The organism is Arthrobacter sp. 9V, from assembly GCF_902506065.1.
Taxonomy (GTDB): Bacteria; Actinomycetota; Actinomycetes; order Actinomycetales; family Micrococcaceae; genus Arthrobacter.
In genome coordinates this window covers 2,738,674-2,761,914 of record NZ_LR732912.1, presented here as the reverse complement: position 1 = coordinate 2,761,914, position 23,241 = coordinate 2,738,674, and the positions used below count along the sequence as shown (strand labels likewise).

The 23,241-nt window shown below is 57.1% G+C and carries 18 protein-coding genes and 1 pseudogene; 15 read left to right on the top strand and 4 right to left on the bottom strand.

Annotated features, from left to right (window positions below; genetic code table 11):
- Positions 1-122: 122 nt before the first annotated feature.
- The gene (locus tag BACI9J_RS12700) at positions 123-2,123 is read right to left on the bottom strand and encodes an ATP-binding protein (protein ID WP_159734708.1); all 2,001 of its coding nucleotides are present in this window, start codon (positions 2,121-2,123) and stop codon (positions 123-125) included.
- On the bottom strand, positions 2,110-3,423 hold the full coding sequence (locus BACI9J_RS12695) for an SIR2 family protein (RefSeq protein WP_159734707.1): 1,314 nt from the start codon (positions 3,421-3,423) through the stop codon (positions 2,110-2,112). The genes BACI9J_RS12700 and BACI9J_RS12695 overlap by 14 nt, the downstream gene beginning before the upstream one ends.
- A gap of 846 nt (positions 3,424-4,269) precedes the next feature.
- Between BACI9J_RS12695 and BACI9J_RS12690 the strand changes: the two genes are divergently transcribed.
- The 4 genes from BACI9J_RS12690 to BACI9J_RS12675 all read left to right on the top strand — a co-directional run bounded on the left by BACI9J_RS12690 (position 4,270) and on the right by BACI9J_RS12675 (position 7,423).
- On the top strand, positions 4,270-4,761 hold the full coding sequence (locus BACI9J_RS12690) for a hypothetical protein (RefSeq protein WP_159734706.1): 492 nt from the start codon (positions 4,270-4,272) through the stop codon (positions 4,759-4,761).
- Positions 4,758-5,780 (top strand): hypothetical protein, encoded by a 1,023-nt coding sequence (locus tag BACI9J_RS12685; RefSeq protein ID WP_159734705.1) that lies wholly within the window; start codon positions 4,758-4,760, stop codon positions 5,778-5,780. Before BACI9J_RS12690 ends, BACI9J_RS12685 begins: the two co-directional genes overlap by 4 nt.
- Positions 5,770-6,222 carry a hypothetical protein gene (locus BACI9J_RS12680; RefSeq protein ID WP_159734704.1) on the top strand — a complete coding sequence of 151 codons (453 nt, stop codon included), beginning with the start codon at positions 5,770-5,772 and terminating at the stop codon, positions 6,220-6,222. The genes BACI9J_RS12685 and BACI9J_RS12680 overlap by 11 nt, the downstream gene beginning before the upstream one ends.
- A 292-nt stretch (positions 6,223-6,514) precedes the next feature.
- On the top strand, positions 6,515-7,423 hold the full coding sequence (locus BACI9J_RS12675) for an alpha/beta hydrolase (protein WP_159734703.1): 909 nt from the start codon (positions 6,515-6,517) through the stop codon (positions 7,421-7,423).
- A gap of 103 nt (positions 7,424-7,526) precedes the next feature.
- Here the strand turns inward: BACI9J_RS12675 and BACI9J_RS24775 are convergent.
- Positions 7,527-7,658, bottom strand: a pseudogene (locus BACI9J_RS24775) (helix-turn-helix domain-containing protein); the annotation flags it as partial.
- 202 nt (positions 7,659-7,860) lie between these two features.
- Between BACI9J_RS24775 and BACI9J_RS12670 the strand changes: the two are divergent.
- A complete protein-coding gene (locus tag BACI9J_RS12670; RefSeq protein WP_159734701.1) occupies positions 7,861-8,367 on the top strand; it encodes a hypothetical protein in 507 nt (168 codons plus the stop codon).
- Here BACI9J_RS12670 and BACI9J_RS12665 read toward each other — a convergent pair.
- The gene (locus BACI9J_RS12665; RefSeq protein WP_159734700.1) at positions 8,321-8,644 is read right to left on the bottom strand and encodes an ArsR/SmtB family transcription factor; all 324 of its coding nucleotides are present in this window, start codon (positions 8,642-8,644) and stop codon (positions 8,321-8,323) included. The genes BACI9J_RS12670 and BACI9J_RS12665 overlap by 47 nt on opposite strands.
- A 182-nt stretch (positions 8,645-8,826) precedes the next feature.
- On the opposite strand from BACI9J_RS12665, the gene BACI9J_RS12660 reads away from it, so the two are divergent.
- The 10 genes from BACI9J_RS12660 (at position 8,827) to BACI9J_RS12615 (ending at position 23,210) form a co-directional block, all read left to right on the top strand.
- Positions 8,827-9,726: a sigma factor gene (locus tag BACI9J_RS12660; protein ID WP_159734699.1), complete on the top strand. Its 900-nt coding sequence runs from the start codon at positions 8,827-8,829 to the stop codon at positions 9,724-9,726.
- A 1,340-nt stretch (positions 9,727-11,066) separates the two neighbouring features.
- Positions 11,067-11,606 carry a C40 family peptidase gene (locus tag BACI9J_RS12655; protein ID WP_159734698.1) on the top strand — a complete coding sequence of 180 codons (540 nt, stop codon included), beginning with the start codon at positions 11,067-11,069 and terminating at the stop codon, positions 11,604-11,606.
- 702 nt (positions 11,607-12,308) lie between these two features.
- Entirely contained in the window at positions 12,309-13,331 is a 1,023-nt protein-coding gene (locus tag BACI9J_RS12650) for a HamA C-terminal domain-containing protein (RefSeq protein WP_159734697.1), read from the top strand.
- A 4-nt stretch (positions 13,332-13,335) separates the two neighbouring features.
- A complete protein-coding gene (locus BACI9J_RS12645; protein ID WP_159734696.1) occupies positions 13,336-16,026 on the top strand; it encodes a DEAD/DEAH box helicase in 2,691 nt (896 codons plus the stop codon).
- Between the two features lie 238 nt (positions 16,027-16,264).
- Positions 16,265-16,579 (top strand): hypothetical protein, encoded by a 315-nt coding sequence (locus BACI9J_RS12640; protein ID WP_062096305.1) that lies wholly within the window; start codon positions 16,265-16,267, stop codon positions 16,577-16,579.
- Between the two features lie 6 nt (positions 16,580-16,585).
- The gene (locus tag BACI9J_RS12635; RefSeq protein WP_159734695.1) at positions 16,586-17,995 is read left to right on the top strand and encodes a type IV secretion system protein; all 1,410 of its coding nucleotides are present in this window, start codon (positions 16,586-16,588) and stop codon (positions 17,993-17,995) included.
- On the top strand, positions 17,988-19,466 hold the full coding sequence (locus tag BACI9J_RS12630; RefSeq protein WP_159734694.1) for an SCO6880 family protein: 1,479 nt from the start codon (positions 17,988-17,990) through the stop codon (positions 19,464-19,466). The genes BACI9J_RS12635 and BACI9J_RS12630 overlap by 8 nt, the downstream gene beginning before the upstream one ends.
- A complete protein-coding gene (locus tag BACI9J_RS12625) occupies positions 19,463-20,923 on the top strand; it encodes an ATP-binding protein (RefSeq protein WP_159734693.1) in 1,461 nt (486 codons plus the stop codon). Before BACI9J_RS12630 ends, BACI9J_RS12625 begins: the two co-directional genes overlap by 4 nt.
- On the top strand, positions 20,920-22,713 hold the full coding sequence (locus BACI9J_RS12620) for a type IV secretory system conjugative DNA transfer family protein (protein WP_159734692.1): 1,794 nt from the start codon (positions 20,920-20,922) through the stop codon (positions 22,711-22,713). The genes BACI9J_RS12625 and BACI9J_RS12620 overlap by 4 nt, the downstream gene beginning before the upstream one ends.
- Entirely contained in the window at positions 22,710-23,210 is a 501-nt protein-coding gene (locus BACI9J_RS12615) for a hypothetical protein (protein WP_159734691.1), read from the top strand. Before BACI9J_RS12620 ends, BACI9J_RS12615 begins: the two co-directional genes overlap by 4 nt.
- Positions 23,211-23,241: the final 31 nt, after the last annotated feature.

Genomic DNA, 23,241 nt, shown 5'->3' with positions numbered 1-23,241 from the left:
TTGCCGTCTCGTCAACACCGTAATAGTGGCTTTGGCCGAAGTTTTCGTCCGTGATGTGCTTAGACGGGTACAAGTCGTTGTCTTCGACGGTCCTAACGAAACATCGCCAGCCAGGATTGTTCTCAAGCAGGGATACCAGTCACTTCGTCCGGCGCCCTGTACCAGAAGGTGCTTACGTCAGAGTCATCGCTGTGCGGTAATGGGAATGCCGTTCGGATCTTGCACGTCGTGGGGATGCTGACCGACGTACCGAAGACAAGGGCGTGCTGCTTGGGCAACGAGGCAAGGCGGTTGAGGACCGTTTCCGAAATAAACGGAGTCATGCGTCGTATGTGTTGAAGGTCTTCTGGATTTTGGATGCGATGGATCATGTAGTTCGAGCACTGAGACAGAACCGTTCCCGACAATTCGCTTGGCCTTTGCGAAGAGATTATGAGGAAGAGTCCGTATTTTCTTCCCTCTTTTGCCACTCTCTCGAATATTTTAGTAGCGTCGAGAGTGCTTGCGGATTTCGGCTGGCTTGGAACGTATCGATGGGCTTCCTCGAGAACCAGATTCACCGGGTAAGCGTTTCGTGTGCTGCTTCGTCGGAGACGGTCGAAAACGAGCCGGGTCACGACGGAAGATACAACCTCTACCACCTCGTCGTCCACCGTACTGAGATCGAGGATAAAGACCTGACCGCGCTTGACCAGCTGAGTTCCATCCCGACTGAGGCCGAGAAGGTTGTCAACGATATTCTCACGAGAGTCGCAAATAAGGTCCTGGCCTGGATCGGCCCGGAGAAACTCGAACTCGTCGCGCGATTGCAAAGCCTTGACCCGGGTGAGGAGGGTTGAACAGTAATCGCGGACACGGCTGTTTCCATGGCTCTCTTCGTAGAGGATTGCCATGTCTAGTGCAGTTTCAAGATCCGAAAAGCTAAATGGCTGCTGTCTGTACCCTGGGATCTCCGCATCCTGCAGCAAGTACGACTTCAGTGTCTCTTCAATCTCTGCGATGTCCCGATCGTCAAACAGACCGTAACGGACTTGCTTGTTGTGCAGAACCCCATTAACGGAAATCTCGTCCGATCCGTAGACGTTCAGGAGGGATCGCATTCGGTGTTTAGCTGAGGTGTGATTCTCCGTGTCGCGCAGTAGATGTTGGAGACAGGAAGCCAATATGTGATTTTTGAGATCCTTCAATTCGCTGGCTGAGTCTTCAGCGAACAATGAAGTGAGGCCGAGAGCATTACGCAGCACCGGGCGTTGAACCCGGTCACTCGTCTGGAGAAGGAGCTCCCACTCCTCAGGAGTAAGGAGCCAGTGAGGGAGCTGAAATTCCTGTGAGACTTCTCCTTCGACGGATTCACCAACGGGGTCGACAGTGACTGCTCGTCGGTGAGAAATTCGAGCATAAGTACGGCGTATCGGAGCTGGGAGCTCGGACAATGCCCGGCGGTATTCACCGTTGGTATCGAAAAGGATGAAGGTGCTACCGCCTGCCGGAGCTTGGGTTGGCTTGCCGAGTGATGCCTGCAGAAGGCTTGCGATTGTGCATGACTTTCCACTGCCCGTGTTGCCCAGGATGGCGGAATGGGCGCCGAAGAACTCATTGATCCGGATCTTGACCTCGTAATCATTGAAAACGACTGAGGTACCAATCGTGAGGCTTCTTAGCTTCGTCGCTTCCGGTGAAGAATTCGGGATCGAGATTTCTTGGTTAGCCACGTTGAGGATTCGGTCCAGATCCCTGTTCTCTACGTGTAGAACGTCGGCATATAGGGGAGGGAACTCCGAAACGCCGAACGAGAAACTTTCCGTCTCATCAAACGGAAGACTGCCAAGAGGGGTGAGCGAGAGCTGGCGCGATGAGACCTGCGTGATGTCTTCCATCGATTTCGAGGCACTGGAAACGGACCCGCCATCGGGACGTTCCTGGAGCCCTGTGACTTCGGCTACTACGTAGACGTTTGTTAGCGGGATTAAAACGAGCGAGCCTATGCGCGCCACGTAGTGCTGGTCATCGAAGCCAACCAGAGTATATCCATCGGCTGCTTCGGTCATCTCCACCCTGAATCGTTCGGCGTTGACGTCGACAACTGTCCCCAGCCTTCTGCGCCGCGCATCAGTTGTCGCCATCGTTGTCGCCGTTCTGGAGGGAAGCGAAAAGATCCATGACGTTTCCAATAGCCTTCTCGGCGGGGTCATTGTCGCCCGAGGGCATGACGTCTGCGACGAATTGATTGAAGTAGTGAGCCTTCCACGTCGCGTTCGGGTCTTCGGTCCCGATGACCCAGATGCGTGGATCGTTCAGGTCCTGGAGCTTCCTTACGTGTTCGTTTGAAGTTGTAGTGCCGAGCTCAGGTTTGGCAAAAATTACTAGCCTGAAGGTGGGGATTGTGAGGGCTTGGTAGATGATGTTGTTGACGTGCTCATCACCAAAGCTGTAGCCAAGGGTTACGAGGGCGCTTTGCTCCTGCACAACCTTGGTTTGGAATTCCCGGAACATGTCGGAGTACGGGGCCGCAAAGCTGGCGTTTTGTTTAGCCGGCGTTGGATAAATCAGCATGGCTCTACCGTCCCCACTTTCGCTGAGCGGGCGCTCTGCTACAGGGAAGAGTCCTTTTTCCACTGCATGCCAGTTAAGCGATCCATGAAGCTTTAGGAAATAGACGAGGTTGTCGAGAGACGTCCAGCGCTGGGAAGTCAGATCAAGTCGCTGAGCGATGGTGTAGCGAAAGGACGCTGGGTTGAACCGTTTCTCTACCGAGCCAAGAAAGCCGTTGATATAGGGGATACCGGCACGATCCATGGCGATCTCGTTGAAAAGATCGTAATTTGTCGTCGCGATTGTCGGGCGGGGCAAGGAGCGTGACCTTTGCGAGAGCTTGCGGTAAAAAATCTGGTAGAAGGAGACGACGGTTTCCGCGGAAGTTCCTTCTTGCCCTGCCTTGCACGCATCGAAGACGTATCGCTTGATTGCCTGAATCGCGGTGTCCAAGGGGACCTTGGCTTCCGAGAGTGTGCGGTTGCTCGTTTTTGCCAAAGCGAATTGAAACCCGTATAGAACCTCCATCAGACGCTCGAGGTTCCATGAGTAGTCTCGATCGTTTAGATCTATCCCTAGGTCGTCGGCCAATTGGTTCCTGATAGCGTCTGTCAGGCCGTAGTGAGTGGCTACAGACCTGTTGGCTTCCGCCAAGATGCCTTGCGCTAAAGGGGCCATCGTAGGTATGCCGTGCTCGTCATCCCGGTTGGGGGCATGGGACGAGCAGCCAGAGCCCAAGAGAAACGTCAGGTTCTTTGATGAGAGCACTTCGTTGAAGTCATTCTTGGCGATCTCGAAAGGGGAGCGCCGCGCGGCATCATGTTCACCTGCCCTGTAGTGAGTGCCACCCTTGAGGAAGGTGAGCGGACGGGCAATCGGTTCAGAAGTCATGGGTCCCCCGAATAAAGAGTTCGACGCCGCAGAGCTGGGCGTCAAGATGGCGTTAAGGAGCGCACGATTTTTCGATGCAGCAGTGGGGCCACGTGCTGTTTCGTTCGAAGATCTCTTCGCTCCCGGGTGACATTCTAAGTGGCAACGTCACACCGGACATGTTCCGACGCGTAATCTCCAGGCGGTGCCGCATAATAGGTTGTCTCGTCCCAGTTCTAACTCGAGGGATTTCGTGCTTACCTCGGAAACATCCCGTCAACCCTTGCCTTACCCACGAATCCCCGCCTTCTATCCGAAATGTTCATGCGGTCCATTTGACGGAGGGACGAATCAGGGCGGTCTGGTGAACTTCCTCTGGAACCACGGAGTCTCTACACACTGCTTGTCCTGTCCGTTGACGGCAAGCGGGCCATGCGCCTGAAAGACGTTGGAGTGTCGCAGATGTCCGCTTTAGGTGCCATTGAGCCACCCTCTGGTTAGTAGGCGCTGGCCCGCTGGCGTTTGACACCTTCGCCAGCGGGCAGCGAGCGCGTCTCGGATACTTGGTCGTAGAGCACCTCGATGTGGACGGCGGGGACGGACCTCCAATAGGCATCGCGCTCGACCAGCCTTTATACCGATGCCGTTGACGTGGAAGATCGTGCTGATTGGCACAGCTATTGACGGTGCTCGCATGTCTAGAGATTGGGTGAAATCGGTCAGGGCCTTTATCTGGGCCACATGGCATCCTGTGCTCTAGACATGTCCAGAGCACAGGCGCTTAATGGAACTGAGGGTTCGTATGCTCTGCACACATCGTGCGCCGAAGCCTCCAACGAACCTTGGGAACGCATCGCAGGGATGCCCATGAAGAACAATGCATATCCCGTAGGACAATCGCCGCCTGAACGAGCCGCGAGAGCCTTCGACGGCCTGTCGCTTCCAACTCACTTGGACCTGGAGCGCCTGATTGGCGTGGTCGAAGGTGTCAGGCATCGACCCATACAGATCGAAGCTGCCGTAGCCCTGAATGGTGGTTCGGTGTGCGGCTTGTGGCTGTCCACAGACGAAGTTGAAATCATCTTGCACGCCATCAGCCCGTCTGGACTGCACCGGCAACAGTTCGTCCTTCACGAACTGGGGCACATGGTCTTGAGGCATGACGAACTTGTCGTGCCGGCCGACTACCTTGAGGTCCTCTTCCCGAACCTTCCGGTGGGTCTGGTCACTCGGGCGTTGGCCCGGAGCAGCTTCACTGATGACTTGGAAGCCGCCGCGGAATCGCTCGCGGATCTCTTCGCAGCGGCAATCAGAAACAGCGCCAGGGAGCCAAGATCGTTCGAGAGGGTTTTCGAATGATCCAGATTGTTGCCGCAGCTTTGATTTGGCTACTCGTCGTATGTCTCCTCCCTGGAATCCGCGTACGGCGCGATCACAGCGTGTTGACAGCCGCTATCACGATTTCAGTCGCAATGACGCTAAATATCGATCAGGTCTATGTCGGCATCGATTCGTTATTGGGCAGTCGTAACTTCGCTGACCTTTTGGCAAATGTCTGTATGGTCGTTGGGATCTACTTTCTCTCGAGAGCAATCATCCGGGCGGCGACGCCGGACGGGACGGTCGGGAAACGAGACCGGGCTGGTCTAATTCTCTTGGCTGTCATGATCGTGGGGCTTACAGCCAGCTTCAACGCCATCGTCACGCAGGGCAGCTCCACCCGTTTCATGGTGGATTACGGTGACCAGTGGCCTGCTGCCCTCTATTCATCCGTCCAGTTCGTATACATCGGCTATGTGGTTACAGTCACCGGCGTTACGTGTTTCCGATTTCGCGGTGGCATGTTGAGGCCCTACTTCCGCACGGCGTTTACGTGCATCGGGGTTGGCTGTAGCTTTGCCGTTGTCATCGTATTGCTAGTGCTGGTCATGGATATTTTGCATTTGCAGGGGAACCTGGATGCTATGCGTTCGGTCTCGCCCACTTATGATGCGGCGGTTGTCGCGGCCATGACCTTCCTGTGTGTAGGTCTGGCCATCCCGCCCACGGCGCGTCGAGTTCTCCGCCGTAGGGAGTCCGTAACCGAGGAGGAGTTGATTAGCGGCCTCACGAAGATCTGGGAAAAGACAGCAAAGAAGCGGCAAGACGTTCGGCTCGTGCGAGACACCGTCGTAATCAGCCAACAGGACCGTGCCCAAAGGCTTCATAGAATGCTTGTTGAAGTACAGGACGCTCTGTTAGTCGAGCCCGGTTTAGGCGGCTCTTTGGACATCCACGACCTCAATGTCTTGAACGCCGTTGAGATTTACCTGGCGGGGGCTTTCGTGCGCCAACCTTCGGTTCGTCGAGGAAAGGGGAGCGGCCGATATGACGGATGACGCCACTTCCTCCGAGACCTCTCAGGCCAGATTGGCGCGAAAGCTCAACCTTCTTCTTGATCTCTATGAGGCCGAGGGTTCGGAGACATTGACCTACCCCGAGATTAATCGCCACATGAGTCAGCGTGGAACGCCGCTTTCCCGCTCTCGCTGGGCCTACATGCGCAGCGGGGATAGCTCGCTGGCGACCGATCCCATGCTGCTTCGTAACCTTGCAGAATTCTTTGGAGTGGACCGGGATTACCTCTTGGACGATGCCGGGGAGATACCAAAGCTCGTGGACGCCCAGCTGGAACTTCTTCGTACCCTGCGTGAGTCACGGGTACGGAATTTCGCTGCTCGTCAGTTGCAGGGGATCTCTCCGGAAACCCTGGTACAGCTTCGCCAGGTGATCGATGAACGCAAGAGGGTCCATGAGGTGGACGATGCCGACAGCAACTAGTCGTGGGGCCATAAGGGTTGGCCTTCTTGCTGCATTTGGGGCTTTGCTTGCAGGCGTCGCCGGTGCGGCCTACTTTGCTCGTCAAGTAGTTGTGCCGAAAAACAGCCGTCGTGAGGATATGGACGTTCGGGCCGTGCACATCGACGGAGACGGATCTCTACAAATCGAACTTCCTGATACGGAACAAACGAGAGCGCCGGGACGGTTCAGCTTTTGGTTTGAGCATGGGATGGGCCACGCATGTCTAGGACCGGTGGTTGACTCCCACTCCGACCGAAATACAGTTGTCCGGGTGGTTGAGCGAGTGGACTCGGGGGACCTCAAACAGGCCAACGCAGGTATCTGGAGTGGGTACGTTTACTCGAAACCGGAGCAACTTGGTCTGCCGTACCAGGACGTTGAGATTCCAGTCGCTAATGGTATCGCCCCTGCGTGGAGGTTCGACCCGCCGGCCAGTGTCGAAGCATCCGGTGTCTGGGCCATCCACGTCCACGGAATGGGCGGCAAGAGGGCCGGAACCCTTCGCGGCATACCAGTCGCAAGCCGTCTGGGGCTGACGTCGCTGGTAGTCTCGTTCCGCAACGACGGCGACGCGCCGCCGTCGTACGATGGCCGCTACAGCCTCGGCCAAGGCGAGTGGCGAGACGTCGAGGCCGGCATCAATTACGCCATTTCCAATGGCGCTGAACGCATTGTCCTTTTTGGGTGGTCCCTCGGCGCTTCCATCGCCCTTCAAACAGCGGCACTGTCGCCGAATTCCCCGCGACTAACCGGGATGGTTCTCGACGCGCCGGTCTTCGACTGGCGAACGACCCTGGAAGCGAACGCCAAGGCGGCCGGACTTCCTTTGCCACTCGTGCACCTGGGATTCACCATTCTTCGGTCCAAGGCCCTCCGGTGGGTGACCGGCCTTGCTGAACCCATACGTCTCGATTCCCTGGATTGGCTGGCGCGAGCAACTGAACTGGACAAGCCGGTCCTCGTACTCCATGGAGAGAAGGACGACACAACGCCCGTCGAAGCATCCAAGAAAGCTGCCAGTCTGAGGCCAGACCTAGTCAAATTGGTGGAGTTTGAATCTGTGGGCCACTCTCTGGAGTGGAATATCGACTCCGAAAAGTGGGAGCGATCGGTCGAGGAATGGTTCTACGGTCTCCCGCTGGCTGGCTCAAGTCCTGAACAAGCGGCAGCGCAGTCGTAGGAGATATTTGCACTGAGTACTGGGCCGCTAGGTCAATGAGATGACACTCGACGAGTGAGGCGTGAGCGGAGTAACGCTCGTCGGCCAAAGCCTGAATGTAACCAGCCGACTCAAGGACGAGGAGATGACGCCGAACCGTCGCTCGAGAAGCCTGAAGTCCTGCCGCCAAGACGTCAGTGGGCGATGGCCCACTTCTGATAAGGAAGCGAAGGATCTGGCTCCGTGTTCGGTTCATCAAGATGGATGTCGACATTCAAACCACGGCTCAGTGTTTTCGAAGGATACTGGTGTAGACGGGTCTACAGCATAAGAATACGCCTCATGCAAGCCGCGGAACAGATGGAATGTGCAGTTCATTGTCTCGCCGCGGCGGGCGCGGAATACTGATGGCAACGCAGCAGCATTTCTCATCGAACGAAGCAGTCGAAAGGTGGAGCATGCCGGCAGGAGACGCTAGCCGCAACGGCGAGTTGTCACCACAGGCGACCCTCGCCCGTCGGCTAAACCTGCTGCTCGACGTCGTCGTGGCCGAGAGGGGTTCGCCCGTCACTTTCAGGGAGATTGAGGCCGGCCTCCGAGCTCGAGGAGTCAAAATTTCCAGGGCCAGATGGTTTTACATGAAGGACGGGACAGGTCGCCTCGTCAGTGATCCGCAGCTGCTTGGCGCTATCTGCGAGATGTTCGACGTCGATCCCTCCTATTTGCTGAACGGCGTCGACGGTGACGTTCCCGAACGCATCGACTCGCAGTTGGAGTTTGTGAAGTCTCTGAGGGCAGCCCGGGTGAAGTCATTCGCTGCCAGGACGCTCGGGGACGTCTCGCCGGAAACGCTGCGGGCAATCTCCGAGTATTTGAACAAAGACATCGACTTGCACCCGAAGGGCGAGCGAGCCGCAGCTACTCCTCCAAGACATACCGGAGATGGGCGTCCAGCAGCTCCTTGATGCGGGACGGATTCGCTGAGTAGCGAGGAGAGCGGCCATGCCGCCGCCCGGCTTCCACATCGACCTCAATCGCGCCGACCTGTTCCAGTGCGATGAGGTGTTTGGCGACGCTGGGCTCGCCAGCGCTGACCGCCGCGACGATGTCCCCTCTGGACGCAGGACCATTTGCCGTCAGGAACCTCAGAATTTCATTCCGTGAGCGGTTCCCGAACGTCGCCACGGCGTCTTCAACGTCAGGCGACCAGGCGTCGTCGTGAGGCAGCGTAATCCGTGGCATGGCTCCATTCTTGCTGAACAACATGCAAAAAGTAAGAACTGGGGTCTTGACGATACTTTAATTATCTTTGACAATAATTTAAAGAAGCTTGTGTTGTGGTCAGGATTGCTACTGGCACGTCGTGTCGCCCCGTCTGGTGACGCTGAAGATATTCGAATCCGTTAGTCGAAGCGGTGAGACCCATGAGCCTGGAACACCTGGCGGGCAACGCTGAAATAGAGAACTCAAATTCATCCCCGGTGGACTTTTCGCTGCTGAATCCGGTGACACCGACCCTGCGAGTTTCCGTCGAGCAAATGATGGGAGCCGTCGAAGGTGTGCGTCGATACGTCATCTCGCACTTGGCTCGGATCGGGCGCTCGTGCGATGTGGACGATGTCATGCAGGACATCAGGATGGCAGTCTGGGACGGGGTGGCACGCGGAAACTACCGGCAAATCCCAGGGGTTCCGTTCGAGGCCTGGGTGCAAGGCGTAACCGGGAATGTCTGCGCAGCTCACGTCCGCAGGGAACTCGGCCACAAGACGCTGCCGCTGCTTTTGGATCCGTGCAACGGTGAGAGCCCGGACATTCTCCAGCAGCTAACGGTGCTGGTCGTGTCCCGTGATTACCGCGAAGCCGAGGAGATCATCGATCAAGAATGGGCGCACATGATTCTGGGGCTGACTCGGGCCGCTGTGTCAGCTCCGGTATGGCGCCTTGCAGTGGGCAGCCTGACCGAGCCGCGACGATACGCCCCTCCGTCGCCGCAAGACCGTCGCCGCTGGAATGCAGTCACCGCGGTTCGGCAGACTGCAAAGACAATAAGCCAAGCGTTGGATGTAGATCCCGAAGCCGTGCACGACATGCCCAGTCTATGCCTGCACGCCGTTGCTTGTCTGCCGAGTCCGCTGCTCCGGGGAGTGGCCGAAGCAATCGTTCTGCCCGAACATCACGGCGTCCAACGCCAGGTTGCCATCGTCGCTGTTGCCGAGGAGTTCAAAGTGACTGATCGATATGTGGCAGTTCAAATCGGCACGGCCCGACGCCTGTACCAAACGGCATGGAGAGTCATTCGCAGTTCCATGACTTCGGCTGTTTGAGTCATGTTGCTCGTTGGCGAGCGGAACCATGAACCGGCTTAGGAGGCAAACACGGTGAAATCCCTTTGGCACGGGCGAACAACTCGTCGGTGGGTGTTTGGCCTAGCACTGGTGGCCATCTTTGGCGTCATTCTCGTTCTGGCTGCTCCGCGGGAGCCTCCGTCTACGAAAGGGGCGGGTGTCCCGCCGGCTGAATCTTCGATGCCGCGGGCTCTGCCAAGCATTTCCCCGACTGCGACACCGAAACCAACGAGGTCAGCTCCACTCGCCAACGTGTCTGCATCCATTCCGCCTGTCACGGCCGATTATCGGGCGCTTGCGTCTGCGGCCGCTGTGGCTATTTACAGCTGGGACTCTCGAAGTTCGTCCTATTCGGATGTGTACGCCCGAATTCGGGACTGGTGGTTTGTTCTCCCTGATGGATCGAATCCATTGGCTGTCCTCGTCCAGGAGTTTGAGGCAACGGGCATAAACGCGGGGTCCTTCGCTTCGCTTGCGGGCCAAGGTGCCTACAGGGTGGCAACATTCGAGTCCATGGCATGCGACAACGAACTCGTAAAAGTTCGCGAACGCCCGGCTCCTTGGGTGGGGCTTCATGTCTGCACGGTTCGACTCAAGGTTGTTGACCAGACGGTCAGTAGCAGCAGTTCATACACAGCCCCCGTCAGTGTCATGGCTAATTGCCCGCCGGCAGCGACCGCTCCGCCTGATCGATGCCAAATGGTCGGCTTCTATGCCTCGACCAGCCGGATCGTCTACTGATGCTTCATCCGGCTTTGGCGATGGCCCTAGTCAGGCGCCGAACGCTGATAAGGGCTGCGACCGCCGGCGTCCTCGTCATCGTGCTCGCCCTGAGTGCTGTCTTCAGCGCCGCCGTTTTGGCCTTGGCGGGCGACAAGCCGGAATCACCTGTCGGGTGTGTCTCAAGCAGCGCCGCTGTCACACAAAGCGTCCTCGAGAACAGTGGATCTCGTTCGGATGGTCAAGCCGTTGGACTCTCCGCGGGGCAGATTGCTGTGGCACAGGGGTACATTTCCGTCGGGAAGCAACTTGGGGTTCCTCGGGAGGCGATGGTGATCGCTATTATGATGTCTCTCCAAGAGTCGACCCTCCGGATGCTGGCTAATGCGAATGTCCCTTCGTCGTTTCAGTTTCCTCATGACGGGGTTGGGAGTGACCACGACTCAGTAGGTTCGGCACAGCAGCGGCCGGCGGCTGGATGGGGAACCGTTGCAGAGTTGATGGATATCTCTTACAACGCGCGGGCATTCTACGGAGGGCCATCTGGACCGAATCAAGGTAGTCCCCGAGGTTTGCTGGATGTGCCAGGCTGGCCCGCCATGAGCAAAGGGCAAGCAGCCCAAGCAGTTCAAGTTTCAGCGTTTCCAGAGCTCTATGCTCGATGGGAACCACAGGCGACAGCCATCGTTGACCTGCTTCAAGGTGTCACCACGGTCCCTACGTGCAGCGAGGGGGAGAGAGGGCGGCAGGACTCGGTCTCCGCAGAAGGCTTGCCCCAAATCCGACAAGACATTTTGCACGTCACGCAGATGGGTGTGGGTGGTGCCTACGTTTGGGGTGGCACGGCATTCAAGGCCTGGGATTGCTCCGGATTCGTGCAGTGGATCTATCGGCAGGTTGGAATCGAACTTCCGCGAGTGGAGCAGTGGCGGGTCGGGCGAATGACTTATACGCCGCAGATTGGAGACCTTGTCGTTCAGAACCCACAAGGTCCCTACAACTGGGGACATGTGGGGATCTACGCTGGCGACGGCATGATGTATAGCGCGCTAAATCCGTCCGCAGGGACGTTGCAGCACCCAATCGACTGGAACCCAGGGACCGCATACTTCGACCTGTTGCAGACCGTTGTGAACTGACGATGAGAGACGACTCGTTGCATCAGCTGTAGTTGGCTGGCCGAACCCTGGCAGCACGCACGTTTTGGTGCGTCTGGAATCCCGAACAGGAACACCCACTTCCCGTGACTGGACCTTGCGCGAGTAGTTGGACGGCGACAAGCGCCGCCTCAACCCAGACAACAGCGGCCAGTCGAACCTACGAATCCGAAGTTGACAGCTAGACTGAGGTGCACAAATTACCAGTTCCGTGGACGGGATTTTTGGGTGACTCTGAAACGTGATCTACTAATTCAGCGTGTGCTGCCACCACAAGCGGTCAGGCACTCCACGGGTGCGTCCCGTGATCCCTCCGATTTATGCAGGCCTGGGCCGCCCAAGCTGACGGTTTGAGTCGTCGAAGGCCAAATGGCGTCGTCATTTTGAGATCATCCTCGCATCGATGACCTCCGCAAGGCTTCACAAAGTAAAGCGGCCCGGTGTCCCCTCCAGGGCAGTTTGGGCGGCGGTCAGGGTGGGCTTCTGACCTTAAAGCCATGGGCGAACTGATTCAAGGCTGGACGACGTAGACACATGTGCCATTAGGCTAATATTTGGCGAAGATAGAGATAATAAAAGATGGGGCCAGTCAGCAGCATGGAACAGTTCTTCGTTCTAGGGTACTCCGGATCTACGATCCGGAGTGTACTGAGGGTTGAAGCAATGGATCGGGATGAACGTTAAATGTCCTTACCACTTCTTCCTCTTACAATTCTCAAGCCAGAGCGATTTTTTGATCTCTTTTACAAGTCTGTCGATTTTGAGATACAGAAAAAAACATCACTGCATCTACACGTGCTGCGGATTGAAGACGGTGAATTCGCACTTGGACCGTTGTACACACAGCTCCTAAACCATAGCGACACCTACGTCCTCTCTCGTACTAAGTATGCCGAACTCGTAAGCGATATCTCGCGATATCCTGAAATGCGCAAGAAAATTCAAGCACAGTTCAAGACTCCTGATGAAAATGCGGGTGAAGGAGGAGAACTTCTTCTTTATGCTTTCCTCGAAGGCCACCTCGGAGCTCCTAAGGTTCTTTCCAAGATGGAGCTAAAGACTTCGCCTGAACTGTACGTGAATGGTGCCGATGGTGTGCACTTGCTGGAAGTAGATGCGTCAAACTATCAGCTGATATTTGGCGAATCTAAAATGTATGGTGATACAAAGAGTAAACCCGGTTCAAGCATAAAAAATGCGATTGAGTCAGCGTTCAAATCGATGGCCGAAACAAAAAGAAACCTTTTTCAATGGGATACTTGGCTGGTCGAGTCTCAGATCATGCAGGAGATTGCGGATCAGGAGAAAATCAGCAAGCTTGCCGAAATCTTGTTGCCATCCGCGCGTGCGGCAGATGCCGTAAAGAAGTCTAATGCTTTTGGCGTCTTCTTAGGCTACGAGATCGATGCCCTGGATATTGCCTTTGAAGACTACCTTGACGAGGAAATTGAATCGCACCTGAGGCAGATGGCTCAAGATGCCATCACCAAGCAAGTCGAAACCATCGCGGATCAGATAAGTAAGTTCGGTCTCGGGGGGCATCACTTCTACATCTACGCGATTCCCTTTTTGAAGAGAAGAACCGTTGACGGTGTCCAGGGAGTTCAGGAAGTACGAATGCGAATCGCCGAAGAGCTGAGTGGCAGAACACCGAGTGTGAAGACTATGAACCGCCTAGCTGAGAAGGCTAAACAGAATGGTAAGTAAGTCCGTGGCTGATGGACTCGGTGAGATCATCGTGGGTCGAAAGGACTTTCAAGACCTGGTGACAAAGATCGAGCGAATAGTGACAGATGGATATCTTGGTGTCAAACGGCAAGACCGTTTGTCTTCTGAAGAGCTGGGAAATCTTCTTCGCTACGCTGATGTTCTTTCTCACTCATCGATAAGCGAACATCGTTCCTTCGCCTATGGTGTTATTTCATTCCTCAATGACTATGGTGACATGGCTGCGTTGTCGTCTGAAGAGATCGAACGCGTGCGTGGCGTCGCGGAAGCTGTGCTGATTCAACTCGGCAACTTTCCTGGTCTGCGAACGCTGCACAAAGTCGGCGAGAGTAAGTACGCGCTACCCGTCTCGAAGGGTGCCGTGCGCGTGGCCAAGGAGATCGCCCACTCCAATAGCCGTAACGACGCTGTGCTAACCGATGCGCAGTTCAGGATCGTTTCAAAGATGAGGGCGACTGACTTCTTCAGCTTCTCAGGTCCTACCTCTCTGGGCAAGTCATTCATAATAAAAGACTCACTTTACGATATTGTGCGAAACGACGACCTAAATCAGCGAAGTGTTGTAGTGCTGGTACCGACGAAAGCGCTAGTTGGACAGACCGCAGAGGATCTTCGAAACCTCTTTAAGGAAGTTCCGGAAGTTCATGTGGCAACTTATCCATCTTTGCCACGCGTGATTCGGGACCGTTATTCTCGAACCGTATTTGTTTTCACGCCGGAGCGCCTTGTCCGTTACCTATCGAATCCCGTACGCGAGATTGACTATCTAATCGTTGATGAGGCTCAGAAGATAGTTGCGGAGAATGATGCCCGCAGTTCGCTCTACTATCACGCGATTGTCGAAGTCACGCGTCTCTTTGCTGCCAAGTTAATTTTTTCATCTCCTAGTATTTCAAATCCTGAGATTTTTCTCGAGCTGTTTGGCAAATCAACTAATGGAGCCTTGGCCGTCAAGGAAAGAACTGTAACCCAACAGCGCTATTTGATCGATTTTATTGGACAAAAACAGTATCACTACTCAGCCTATAAGGGATCTCCTAGGGAGGTAGCTGGGCCACCGGATACTGATGACTCCTTGCGTTTCATTATCAAGCGTAGTGGATTACGCAAGGCGATTATATATGTGAACGGATCGCAGAAAGCGGCCTCGGTGGCTAGGGATCTCGCCGCATTACTCTCTCCGGTGTCGGACGTCAGAACTCAGGGTTTGATCCGTTATGTCCAAGAGTTTGTACATGCCAAGTATTTCTTGGCTGATACATTGAGGAATGGTGTGGCTTATCATCATGGAAAGATGCCACAGGAGATTCGCGAGAAGATCGAGTCTATTTATGCAGACCCTCACTCGCCTGTTCAATACATTGTGTGCACATCTACGCTTTTAGAGGGTGTAAACTTACCCGCTAAAAATATTTTCATTATGAGTGACAAGCATGGTTTTAGAAAGTTCTCACCAATTGATTTTGAGAACCTGGTTGGTCGTGCGGGACGCCTGACTTATGATTTTTCGGGCAATGTGGTGTGTATTCGTGATGATGAAAAAAGATGGGATTCTGATGCTCGAGATTTGATCCCCAGTCTAAAGTCGATTTCGGTGTCAAGTTTTTTGGTAGATCCCCCTTCTAACAGGAAGAAGGATTACACCGATATTGAGCATGTTCTCAGGAACCGTCGTGTTCCTGGTAATCCGTCCGCGGACAAGCTTCAATCGATTCGTCAGTATGCGTCGATACTTACTTTGCACGCAAAGGGAGCACAGCCCAGTCCACTCCTTTTGAATTTTTTGAGCAAAGTTCCCGGCGGTAGCGACCTACTCAAGTCTGTTGTGAATTCCGTCGATTACCCCGAAGAGTTAATCCGATCCTCTCCGGATATACTCCCAAAGTATCAGTCGGCCCTATGGCGAGAGCTGAAGTCTGCTTCTGCTCAGCCCTTGATTCCCGAAGACGCTGACTTGGGAGAGACGGAAACCTTTCACGACGCTTTGCGCCTTCTCAGTCGAATTTATGCTTGGCAAGACACGGAGTCCACCGGGAGAAGTTCGCTTGTGAGTGCAAATTCCAAGCCCAAGGCCCTGGACCGGCGCTTGAAGTACTGGGCGCTCTTGATGAAGAGCTGGGTTCGAGGGGATCAGTTGAATCGACTTATCCGGAATTCGATTAACTTTCACATTCGAGAGGTTGAGTTCTCTTATGAGGAGTTTGTGGGCGGTCGCAAGATCGTGAAGGAGCCTTTCGATCCAACGTCTGCAAAGCATATAAATATTGTCATTGAGAATCTTCTGTTAGATATTGAGGGTGGCCTACGATTCCGAGTCATCTCGTATCTTCAGAACTACTATGAGTCTAGTATCCATGCTATGGGCATCGATAGGGCCGGCGTCAATGTTGCTCGCCTAGTCGAATATGGAACGACTGACCCAAGAGCTGTCGAACTTCAAGAAGTTGGATTTGGTCGCTCGGTTGCATTGAAGCTCGTGGAAGATCACGCCGAGGTGTTGACTTTTTCTGACAGCGGAGAGCTCATAGGGATTGAGGTGGAGGCTTTGCTGTCCATCGAGCAATTGGATGATGACATTCGTATGGAGGTAGAAAGCCTGCTCGTTAAGTCCGAAGCGGATCTAGTTGGTAATCCTGGAGTCGCCTTTGACCAAGCCCTCGAGATGGATTTATAGGGGAGGCCTGCCTCACACTCTGAGTGAACTGAGGCGGTTGATTTCAACTGACTGTTGCCTGTGTTCAGCAGCCGACGTATTGATTTCGCATGTTGCGCTTCGTTCTCTGGTTGGGTGTTAGCGCGTCTGGTCACTGTCCGAGAGTGCGACACTTTGGCGAATATGATAGCTCGGGCAACGGTCATGTCGTTCGCTCCCTCCACCCCCATGAAGTCGTGAGCCCAATCAGCTCATTCCATTGGAAGACGACTGGATGGAGCACCAGATGTTTCTGGCAGCGGTGGATCCTGGGATCACACCAAACGCGAATTTCCCTTTTCTTGAGTCGTTGAAGCAGATCGGCGGGGGCATCCTCGTCGGGGCCTTCATCGTCATCGCCATCGTGGCGATCATCGGAGCCGCGATGCTCCTGGCCGGCAAGCTAAGTCAATCTTCGCGGCTTGCATCCGGCGGTGGTGTGATCCTGCTGTGGACTGGTCCTGTCGCGGCCATCCTCGGCGGGATCAACGGTTACATCCTCTGGTCGCAGACGGCATTCCCGCTCGGTTTCTGAGTAGCCATGCCTGTCGACTGCGACCTCAATGGCTGGTGGCCGCCTGGATGCGGACTCGTTTCCCAAGCGAACGACGGTATCCAAGGCTCCATCACATCTATCTTCGCCAACGTCCTGCAGAACATTGCATCGTGGATGTGGGGCTTCATCACGGGCGCGTTCACGGTATCGGAGGTCGACGACTCCCAGTGGACGGCCATCGGGGGACTGACCAACTGGTGGGTCATCGTTATGATGACACCGCTCGTCGTGGTGATGATCATTCAGCTCTTGTCGGGGCTGCTCAGTCAGCAACCCCGACGAATTTTGCGGGCGCTGATCGGGGGAGCTGCAGCGGTGCCGCTCGTGGCTGCGGCCGTGTACGTTGTCCGTCAGCTCACCCGGGCCAGCGACCAGGCCTCGGCAGCACTCCTCGAATCGATCGGCACCGACCCCTACGTCGTGTTCATGCGCCTGTTCGGCTTCGAACGAGCAGCGGCTGGTTCTGACCGCGAATGGAACGTCGTCTCACTCGCGCCGGGTAATCAAGGCGGTGCCGTTGGCGGAGCCATTGTCACCGTCATGGCTGTCGTCGTGGTGTGGATCCTGGCGTTCATCCTCATGTGTTCGATGATTTTCCGGACCTTCGCACTCGCAGTCCTTGCCGCAGTAGCGCCCGTCGCCCTCATGATGCTCCCGTGGGAGAAATCCAAGGTGTGGGCCGGGCGTTGGTGCGAAATCGTCGTTGCCCTGCTCCTGGCTAAACCTCTGGCGGCCACTGTTCTGGCAACCGCCATCAAGTTGTTCGCGGACTCGACATCGTTCGCGGGACTCGCTGCCGGCACCGTCGGCATGGTCCTTGCCTGCGGGGCTCCGTTGATGGCGCTCCGGCTCGTCAGCTTCGCGGGTGGGGAACTCGCCGCAGCAGCCCAGACCGCTGGCGGCGGACACGTCCTGTCGCGCGGCAACAACTTTGCCTCGCGACAAGTCAGTCGACAACTCGGCGGGCGACTAACGATCGCATCCATGATGGCCCGTTCCGCAATCTCTCGGCCAGTTCAGTCGAGCCGTCGGGACATCCCCACTAGAGCCCTTCCGCCATCCGTGCCGCTGCCGCGGAGTCTTTCAAGCACGACGCCGGTGCACCGCTCGGGCGGCGACGTCGCCCTCCTGGAGGGGGCCCCGTCGGGCAGTTCCGACTCCAGCACCTCAGTCGTAAGGGGACAGGTGGTCACTGACTCAAGTGGCTCCACACCCTCGGCACCCACGAACCGCACTTCCGGCGGCACGGGCAAAGCACCATTCTCCGGTCAACGCCCAACCCCACGGGCGCCCGAAGTGAGGACTCCGAACACAGCCTTGCCGGCGACCGAACTGCCGCCGGTCAAGCATAAAGACACCTACAGGCCACTACCTCCGGACAAGTCCAATGAGTGATGAATCGCGGGCACTGGAACCCGTCAAATTTCCCAGGTACGAACGCCGTGGAATCTTCATGGGGTTGAAGTGGTATCAGCTCGCTTTGGTGGCAGTCGGCGTCCTAATGGCGATTATTGCCTCAGCGGCGGGCGGTCCCGGCGCCCTAGTGCTGACAGCCCCGACGTGGATCTCATTGGTGCTGGTTGGAGTACTGCAGTACTCGCGGATTCCGTATCCGATTTGGGGCAGCCTCATCGTCCTGTTCTTCGTGCGGAGTGTTCTAGGGCAGACTCGCTACCTGGCTCGGCCAGAGCGCCCGGTAAAGGCCGGAAAGCTTGCCCTTCCCGGAGGTTTAGGGAACCTCAAGGTCCAGCCACTTTCGCGTGGGGAATGCGTGATCCTCGATGCCCCGGGCAAAGAAGCCATCGTCGTGCTCCGTTGCAGCACCCGATCCTTTGCTCTGCTCGACGATGACGACAAGGCTTGGGCCGCGCAGGCCTGGTCCCGAGTGCAAGCGGGTTTGGCACAACGATCGGACATCGCCCGGATTGCCGTTCAGGACTACACGGTTCCGTACCCAGCGTCGGCGCTCCAGGACTTCTACGATCGAACTGTCACCGCTGTGGACGGCGAGCGCAGCTCATGGGGGCAGGTCGCCTACCAGGATCTGATCTCTGCGGCCGGATCGGCGATGAGCCATGATGTGCTGCTGTCGCTGGTGGTGGACACCTCAAAGTCCCGACGTCGTATCAAGGAATCGGGCGGGGGGAAGAACGGACTCGAACGCGTGCTGCGTCTTGAGGTTGGTGCGATCACGACATCGCTAGCAACCCACGGTGTCAGGGTTGATGAGTGGTTGTCGGAGTCCAAGATGCTTGGGGTCCTGCGAGGTGCATTCGATCCCGAGGCGCTCGCGCGGGGATCCTCGAAGTCGGAGCCTCAGCCCACAGGCGAGGTGCAGCCGCCGCGTCAGAGTTCCGGTCCCATGGCGGTCGAGGAGCACTGGACTTATCTTCGAAGCGACTCTGGGTACCACCAAACATTCTGGGTGGCTGAATGGCCGCGACAGAAGGTGTATCCGGGCTTCCTGCATCCGCTTGTCTACGTCGGCGACTTCAGGCACACGGTAACCCAGGTCATCAGGACTGTGCCGACAATCGAAGCTCTGCGCGACATTCGCTCTGCCCAGGAGGCGCACGAAACACGACGGCGGATCAACGCACGTTTCGATCGACCGACGACGCGTGAGCAGCGTGCCGAGGAAGAAGAGGTTTCCCAAAGGGAAGAGGAGATCGTCGCGGGGCATGGTGACGTTCGGCCAACTGCTTTCGTGACCATCACTGCTGTGTCCTTGGAGGACCTGGCTCGCCATCGGCATGAACTCGAGTCAGCGGCTGCTGGTGCGTTCGTTGAACTGCGATTGCTTGCAGGCCAGCAGTGGGCCGCTTTCATCGCCGGTGGTCTCCCACTGGGAAGGGGACTGCGATGAGCCTCAAGAACCAGGAGGTGACCTATACGCCGTCGGGCACTCGTTCCGAGCGGAAGGACGCCAAGCGGGCAGCCGCAAGGGAAGCGACACAACCGAGAAGGCGCCTGTTCCATACCGATGAGGACAAGACGGCGGGAAATCCGGACCGTGAGCGCTTTCTTGGTGACTGGGGGAGCCATGAAGCCAACTCCTTGTGGGGTCCCCATCGCTTGCGTCCGGCTCCGCACCGCGCATCGACCATGACGTTCGCGGCCGCATACCCGTTCATTACGGAGTCCGGCCTTGGCCATGAAGGTACCTACATCGGAACGGATGTCTTTGGCTCCGGCGCCTTCTCGTATGATCCGTGGATCCTCTACGACAAAGGGATCATCAGTGGCCCGTCGATCGTTGTGATTGGCACGGTGGGGACTGGTAAGTCGATGTGCGGCAAGTCGCTGGTTGCGAGGTCCATAACCCTGGGTAGAAAGTCTGCCGTTGCCTCGGACCCCAAGGGTGAGTGGGTTTCCGTCGCCAATTCGGTGGGTGGCAAGGTCATTTCGGTTGGCCCTGGTCGCGCGGCTAGGGTCAACCCGTTGGATGCTGGACCCAGGCCAAGTTCGCTGACGGACACTCAGTGGAAGGCTGTCGTGCGGCAGCGACGCCGTCAGTTGCTTGTAGCTCTGGTGTCGCTGATGCGCCAAGGGACTCCTCTGCACCCGGTCGAGCATACGGCCCTGGACATGGCACTGATGGAAACGACCGCGGAGAACTCGACCCCGACACTCCCCATGGTGCTGGACCACCTGCTGCGGCCATCGCCGGAGACTCTGGCTCTGGTTGGCAGGGACGGCGGCGTCGCCGTCAGTCACTCGCTGCGAAGGACCGTATCGGGCGACTTGGAGGGCATGTTCGACGCTCCCTCCACTGTGGCGTTCGATGCGGACGCGCCAATGATGGTGATGGACACGTCGGCTCTGATCGGCGCTTCCGAGCAAGCGCTGTCTTTGGCTGCCGCCTGCAGCGCCACCTGGCTTGAGGCCGCGGTGACTAACCCCGACGGCGGTAAGCGGCTTGTGGTGTACGACGAGGGTTGGCGGATGCTCGCCGACCCCTACATGTTGGCCAAGATGAGTGAGCAGTGGAGGCTCGCCCGCACCTATGGAATTGCCAACCTGCTGATTATGCACAAGGTGGCAGATCTTAACGAGATCGGCGACAGCACCAGCGGTCACAGACAGAAAGCGCTTGGGCTACTGACCGAGGCGGACACTCGCATCATTTACCGCCAGAAGCACGACGCCATGCGGCTGACCAAGGAGGCACTGGGACTCACGGAGGCAGAATGCGATCACGTTGAGAACCTGCCTAAGGGGGTCGGCTTGTGGAAGGTAGGGAATCGCTCGTTCATCGTGGCGAACCGAGTGACCACCGATGAGCTTGAGGTCTTCGGTACCGACGATCGGATGCACCTGTGAGAACTCGTTCTGGAAACGCCAATCCGATGGTGTCAGTGGGTCTGTGGGCGATTGCTGGCTATGTGGTCTTTTGCTTTCTCGTCCAGGCCGCAGCCTCGGTGGTGACGCCTCGGCAGTGTGGCGGCAGGCCGCCGTCGTTCTTCAATCCCGTTGCCGGTGTCGGGCTGGTAGTGGGCCGCGTTGACTGGATTTCGCGAGAGTGTGCGCCCGACCTGGCTGCAGTTTGGTGGATCGTGGGTGGCGTGCTTGCCGTAGTCGCGGCGCTCGCCGTCGGGGGAGTGCTCGGTTGGAGGATGTGGAAGCAATCTGGTGCGTGGCTCCGGCAAGACATCCTCAGCAGGGACGGTGTGGCTGGAAGGGCGGAGATTGTTCGCGACTTTGGCTCCCGAGCCGTCCGACGTCGCGGTCTCTACACGCGTCCCGGGCTTAGTCGACCGAGTATCCAAGACGTTTCGTGGACTCTCGGGCGCTCGCGGGGTGTGACTATCCATGTCTCAACGGAGGAGTCGATGGTTATCCAAGGTGCGCCGCGGTCGGGCAAGGGCCTATATGTGGTCATCAACGCGATCCTCGACGCGCCAGGGGCGGTGGTCACGACGTCAACGCGTGCCGACAACCTGGTAGTGACCATGCGAGCCCGAATGAGTGATGGACGGCCTGTGACGGTGTTCGATCCGCAGGGCATGTCGGGACTGCCGTCCACGCTACGCTGGTCACCCGTCCGAGGGTGCGGGGATCCAGATATTGCAACCCGTCGAGCCTTGGTGATTACTGCAGATACTGAGATGAAGGGCGAAAACGCGGCGTGGCAGAAGCGCTCGCTGATCGTCTTGCAGTGTCTCCTCCATGCGGCTGCCCTGTCCGGTGAGGGCATTGCTGCTTTCCGCCGTTGGTCATCCAGCCCGGTGCTGGCACGCGAGGCTTTGGACGTCCTCGGCCGCACGGGAGCCGCGCTCGGTTGGCAGGCCGACTTGATGGGGATACTGGAGGATGATCCTCGCAATACCTCGAACTCGTGGATCGGAGTCTCCGCAGCGGTCGCACCGTTGTCCTCGCCACGAGTATTGGCGGCGCTGAATCCGCAGGATGAAGCCCAGGAGTTCGACCCGAAGGCCTTCATCAGGCAGCGTGGAACCTTGTACCTGATAGGCACTCGCTCCGGGGCAGCGGCGGCAGGGCCTTACCTTTCCGCGCTCATTGACGACATAGACTATGCTGCCCGCGAGATGGCGTTCGTCTCGGCTGGCGGGCGACTGGATCCACCGTTGTCACTGATCCTGGACGAGATTGCCAACCTGTCTCCGTGGCCGGGGCTTCCCGTTGTGCTTTCTGATGGCGGGGGTATTGGCATCTCGACTCTTGTGGTCCTGCAATCCCTTTCCCAAGCACGCAGCGGATGGTCAATTGAGGAAGCGGCGACTATTTGGGACTCCGCCATCATCAAGGTCATCTTCGGCGGCGGCTCTGACGAGCGTGACCTGCGCTCGCTGGCAGGCCTGCTAGGGGAGCGCAGCCTCATCATGAACACGCGGTCTTGGTCCGCTCAAGGGCGCCAGGACGGCGAACAGATCCGGGATACTCCGGTGATCCGCCTGGACGAGATCCGTCGACTTCCTGTTGGTACTGCCCTCATGCTTGGTCGACGGACTCGACCCATACTTCTTGACCTGCGCGACTGGCACAAACGCAAGGACGCGGCTGAACTGGGCCGTTCGAAAGTTGAGACGGAGCGGGAGTTGGCTGCGGGTCACCTGACCCGGCAGGAATCGAACAGCGAGGCTGAATCATGAGCACGCAGGCCGACGATGCCGACTTCGAAGTTGGCCGCGTCTCTGACCTCGACGATGAGCTGACGGCTGAGTTGTTTCGCTCGTCATTTCAGCCCTCGCCCCGCACTGCCGGAGTTACTCGCCGCTGGCGCGATATGTCACCGGAACAGGCTGAAGTTGTGTGGCAGAGGCTCTTTGAATGGGTTAGATGGCTAGTCGCCACCTACCAGCTGACTGCCTCTGTTGTGCCCGATTGCTGGTGGCGGCATTCGGAATTGGTGGCCGAACTCTACGCACTGCAGCGGGCGGAGATGGCTTCTTTCACTTCCGACGATTCGGGCTTCGGTCCCTTGGCCTTCCACGAAAGGCTCCCACACGCCGTCGAGCGTCTCCGAACCCATACGAGAACGGCAGGGTGCGTCGGTCTGCAGAGCCATAAGGAACCGGTCGCCAGAGTTGTGCCCGCGGAGCCCGCTTTCGATGAGTGGAAATTGAGCGCTCATCAGTTTGGGGCCTGAACTGGTCATGGCGTCCTGGCTCGGGCCGGAC

What these genes read in the sequence shown, in the direction of transcription:
- BACI9J_RS12700 (WP_159734708.1), bottom strand. Translation starts at nt 2,123, where the DNA reads ATGGCGACAACTGATGCGCGGCGCAGAAGGCTGGGGACAGTTGTCGAC.
- BACI9J_RS12695 (WP_159734707.1), bottom strand. Translation starts at nt 3,423, where the DNA reads ATGACTTCTGAACCGATTGCCCGTCCGCTCACCTTCCTCAAGGGTGGC.
- BACI9J_RS12690 (WP_159734706.1), top strand. Translation starts at nt 4,270, where the DNA reads ATGAAGAACAATGCATATCCCGTAGGACAATCGCCGCCTGAACGAGCC.
- BACI9J_RS12685 (WP_159734705.1), top strand. Translation starts at nt 4,758, where the DNA reads ATGATCCAGATTGTTGCCGCAGCTTTGATTTGGCTACTCGTCGTATGT.
- BACI9J_RS12680 (WP_159734704.1), top strand. Translation starts at nt 5,770, where the DNA reads ATGACGGATGACGCCACTTCCTCCGAGACCTCTCAGGCCAGATTGGCG.
- BACI9J_RS12670 (WP_159734701.1), top strand. Translation starts at nt 7,861, where the DNA reads ATGCCGGCAGGAGACGCTAGCCGCAACGGCGAGTTGTCACCACAGGCG.
- BACI9J_RS12665 (WP_159734700.1), bottom strand. Translation starts at nt 8,644, where the DNA reads ATGCCACGGATTACGCTGCCTCACGACGACGCCTGGTCGCCTGACGTT.
- BACI9J_RS12660 (WP_159734699.1), top strand. Translation starts at nt 8,827, where the DNA reads ATGAGCCTGGAACACCTGGCGGGCAACGCTGAAATAGAGAACTCAAAT.
- BACI9J_RS12655 (WP_159734698.1), top strand. Translation starts at nt 11,067, where the DNA reads ATGAGCAAAGGGCAAGCAGCCCAAGCAGTTCAAGTTTCAGCGTTTCCA.
- BACI9J_RS12650 (WP_159734697.1), top strand. Translation starts at nt 12,309, where the DNA reads ATGTCCTTACCACTTCTTCCTCTTACAATTCTCAAGCCAGAGCGATTT.
- BACI9J_RS12635 (WP_159734695.1), top strand. Translation starts at nt 16,586, where the DNA reads ATGCCTGTCGACTGCGACCTCAATGGCTGGTGGCCGCCTGGATGCGGA.
- BACI9J_RS12630 (WP_159734694.1), top strand. Translation starts at nt 17,988, where the DNA reads ATGAGTGATGAATCGCGGGCACTGGAACCCGTCAAATTTCCCAGGTAC.
- BACI9J_RS12625 (WP_159734693.1), top strand. Translation starts at nt 19,463, where the DNA reads ATGAGCCTCAAGAACCAGGAGGTGACCTATACGCCGTCGGGCACTCGT.
- BACI9J_RS12615 (WP_159734691.1), top strand. Translation starts at nt 22,710, where the DNA reads ATGAGCACGCAGGCCGACGATGCCGACTTCGAAGTTGGCCGCGTCTCT.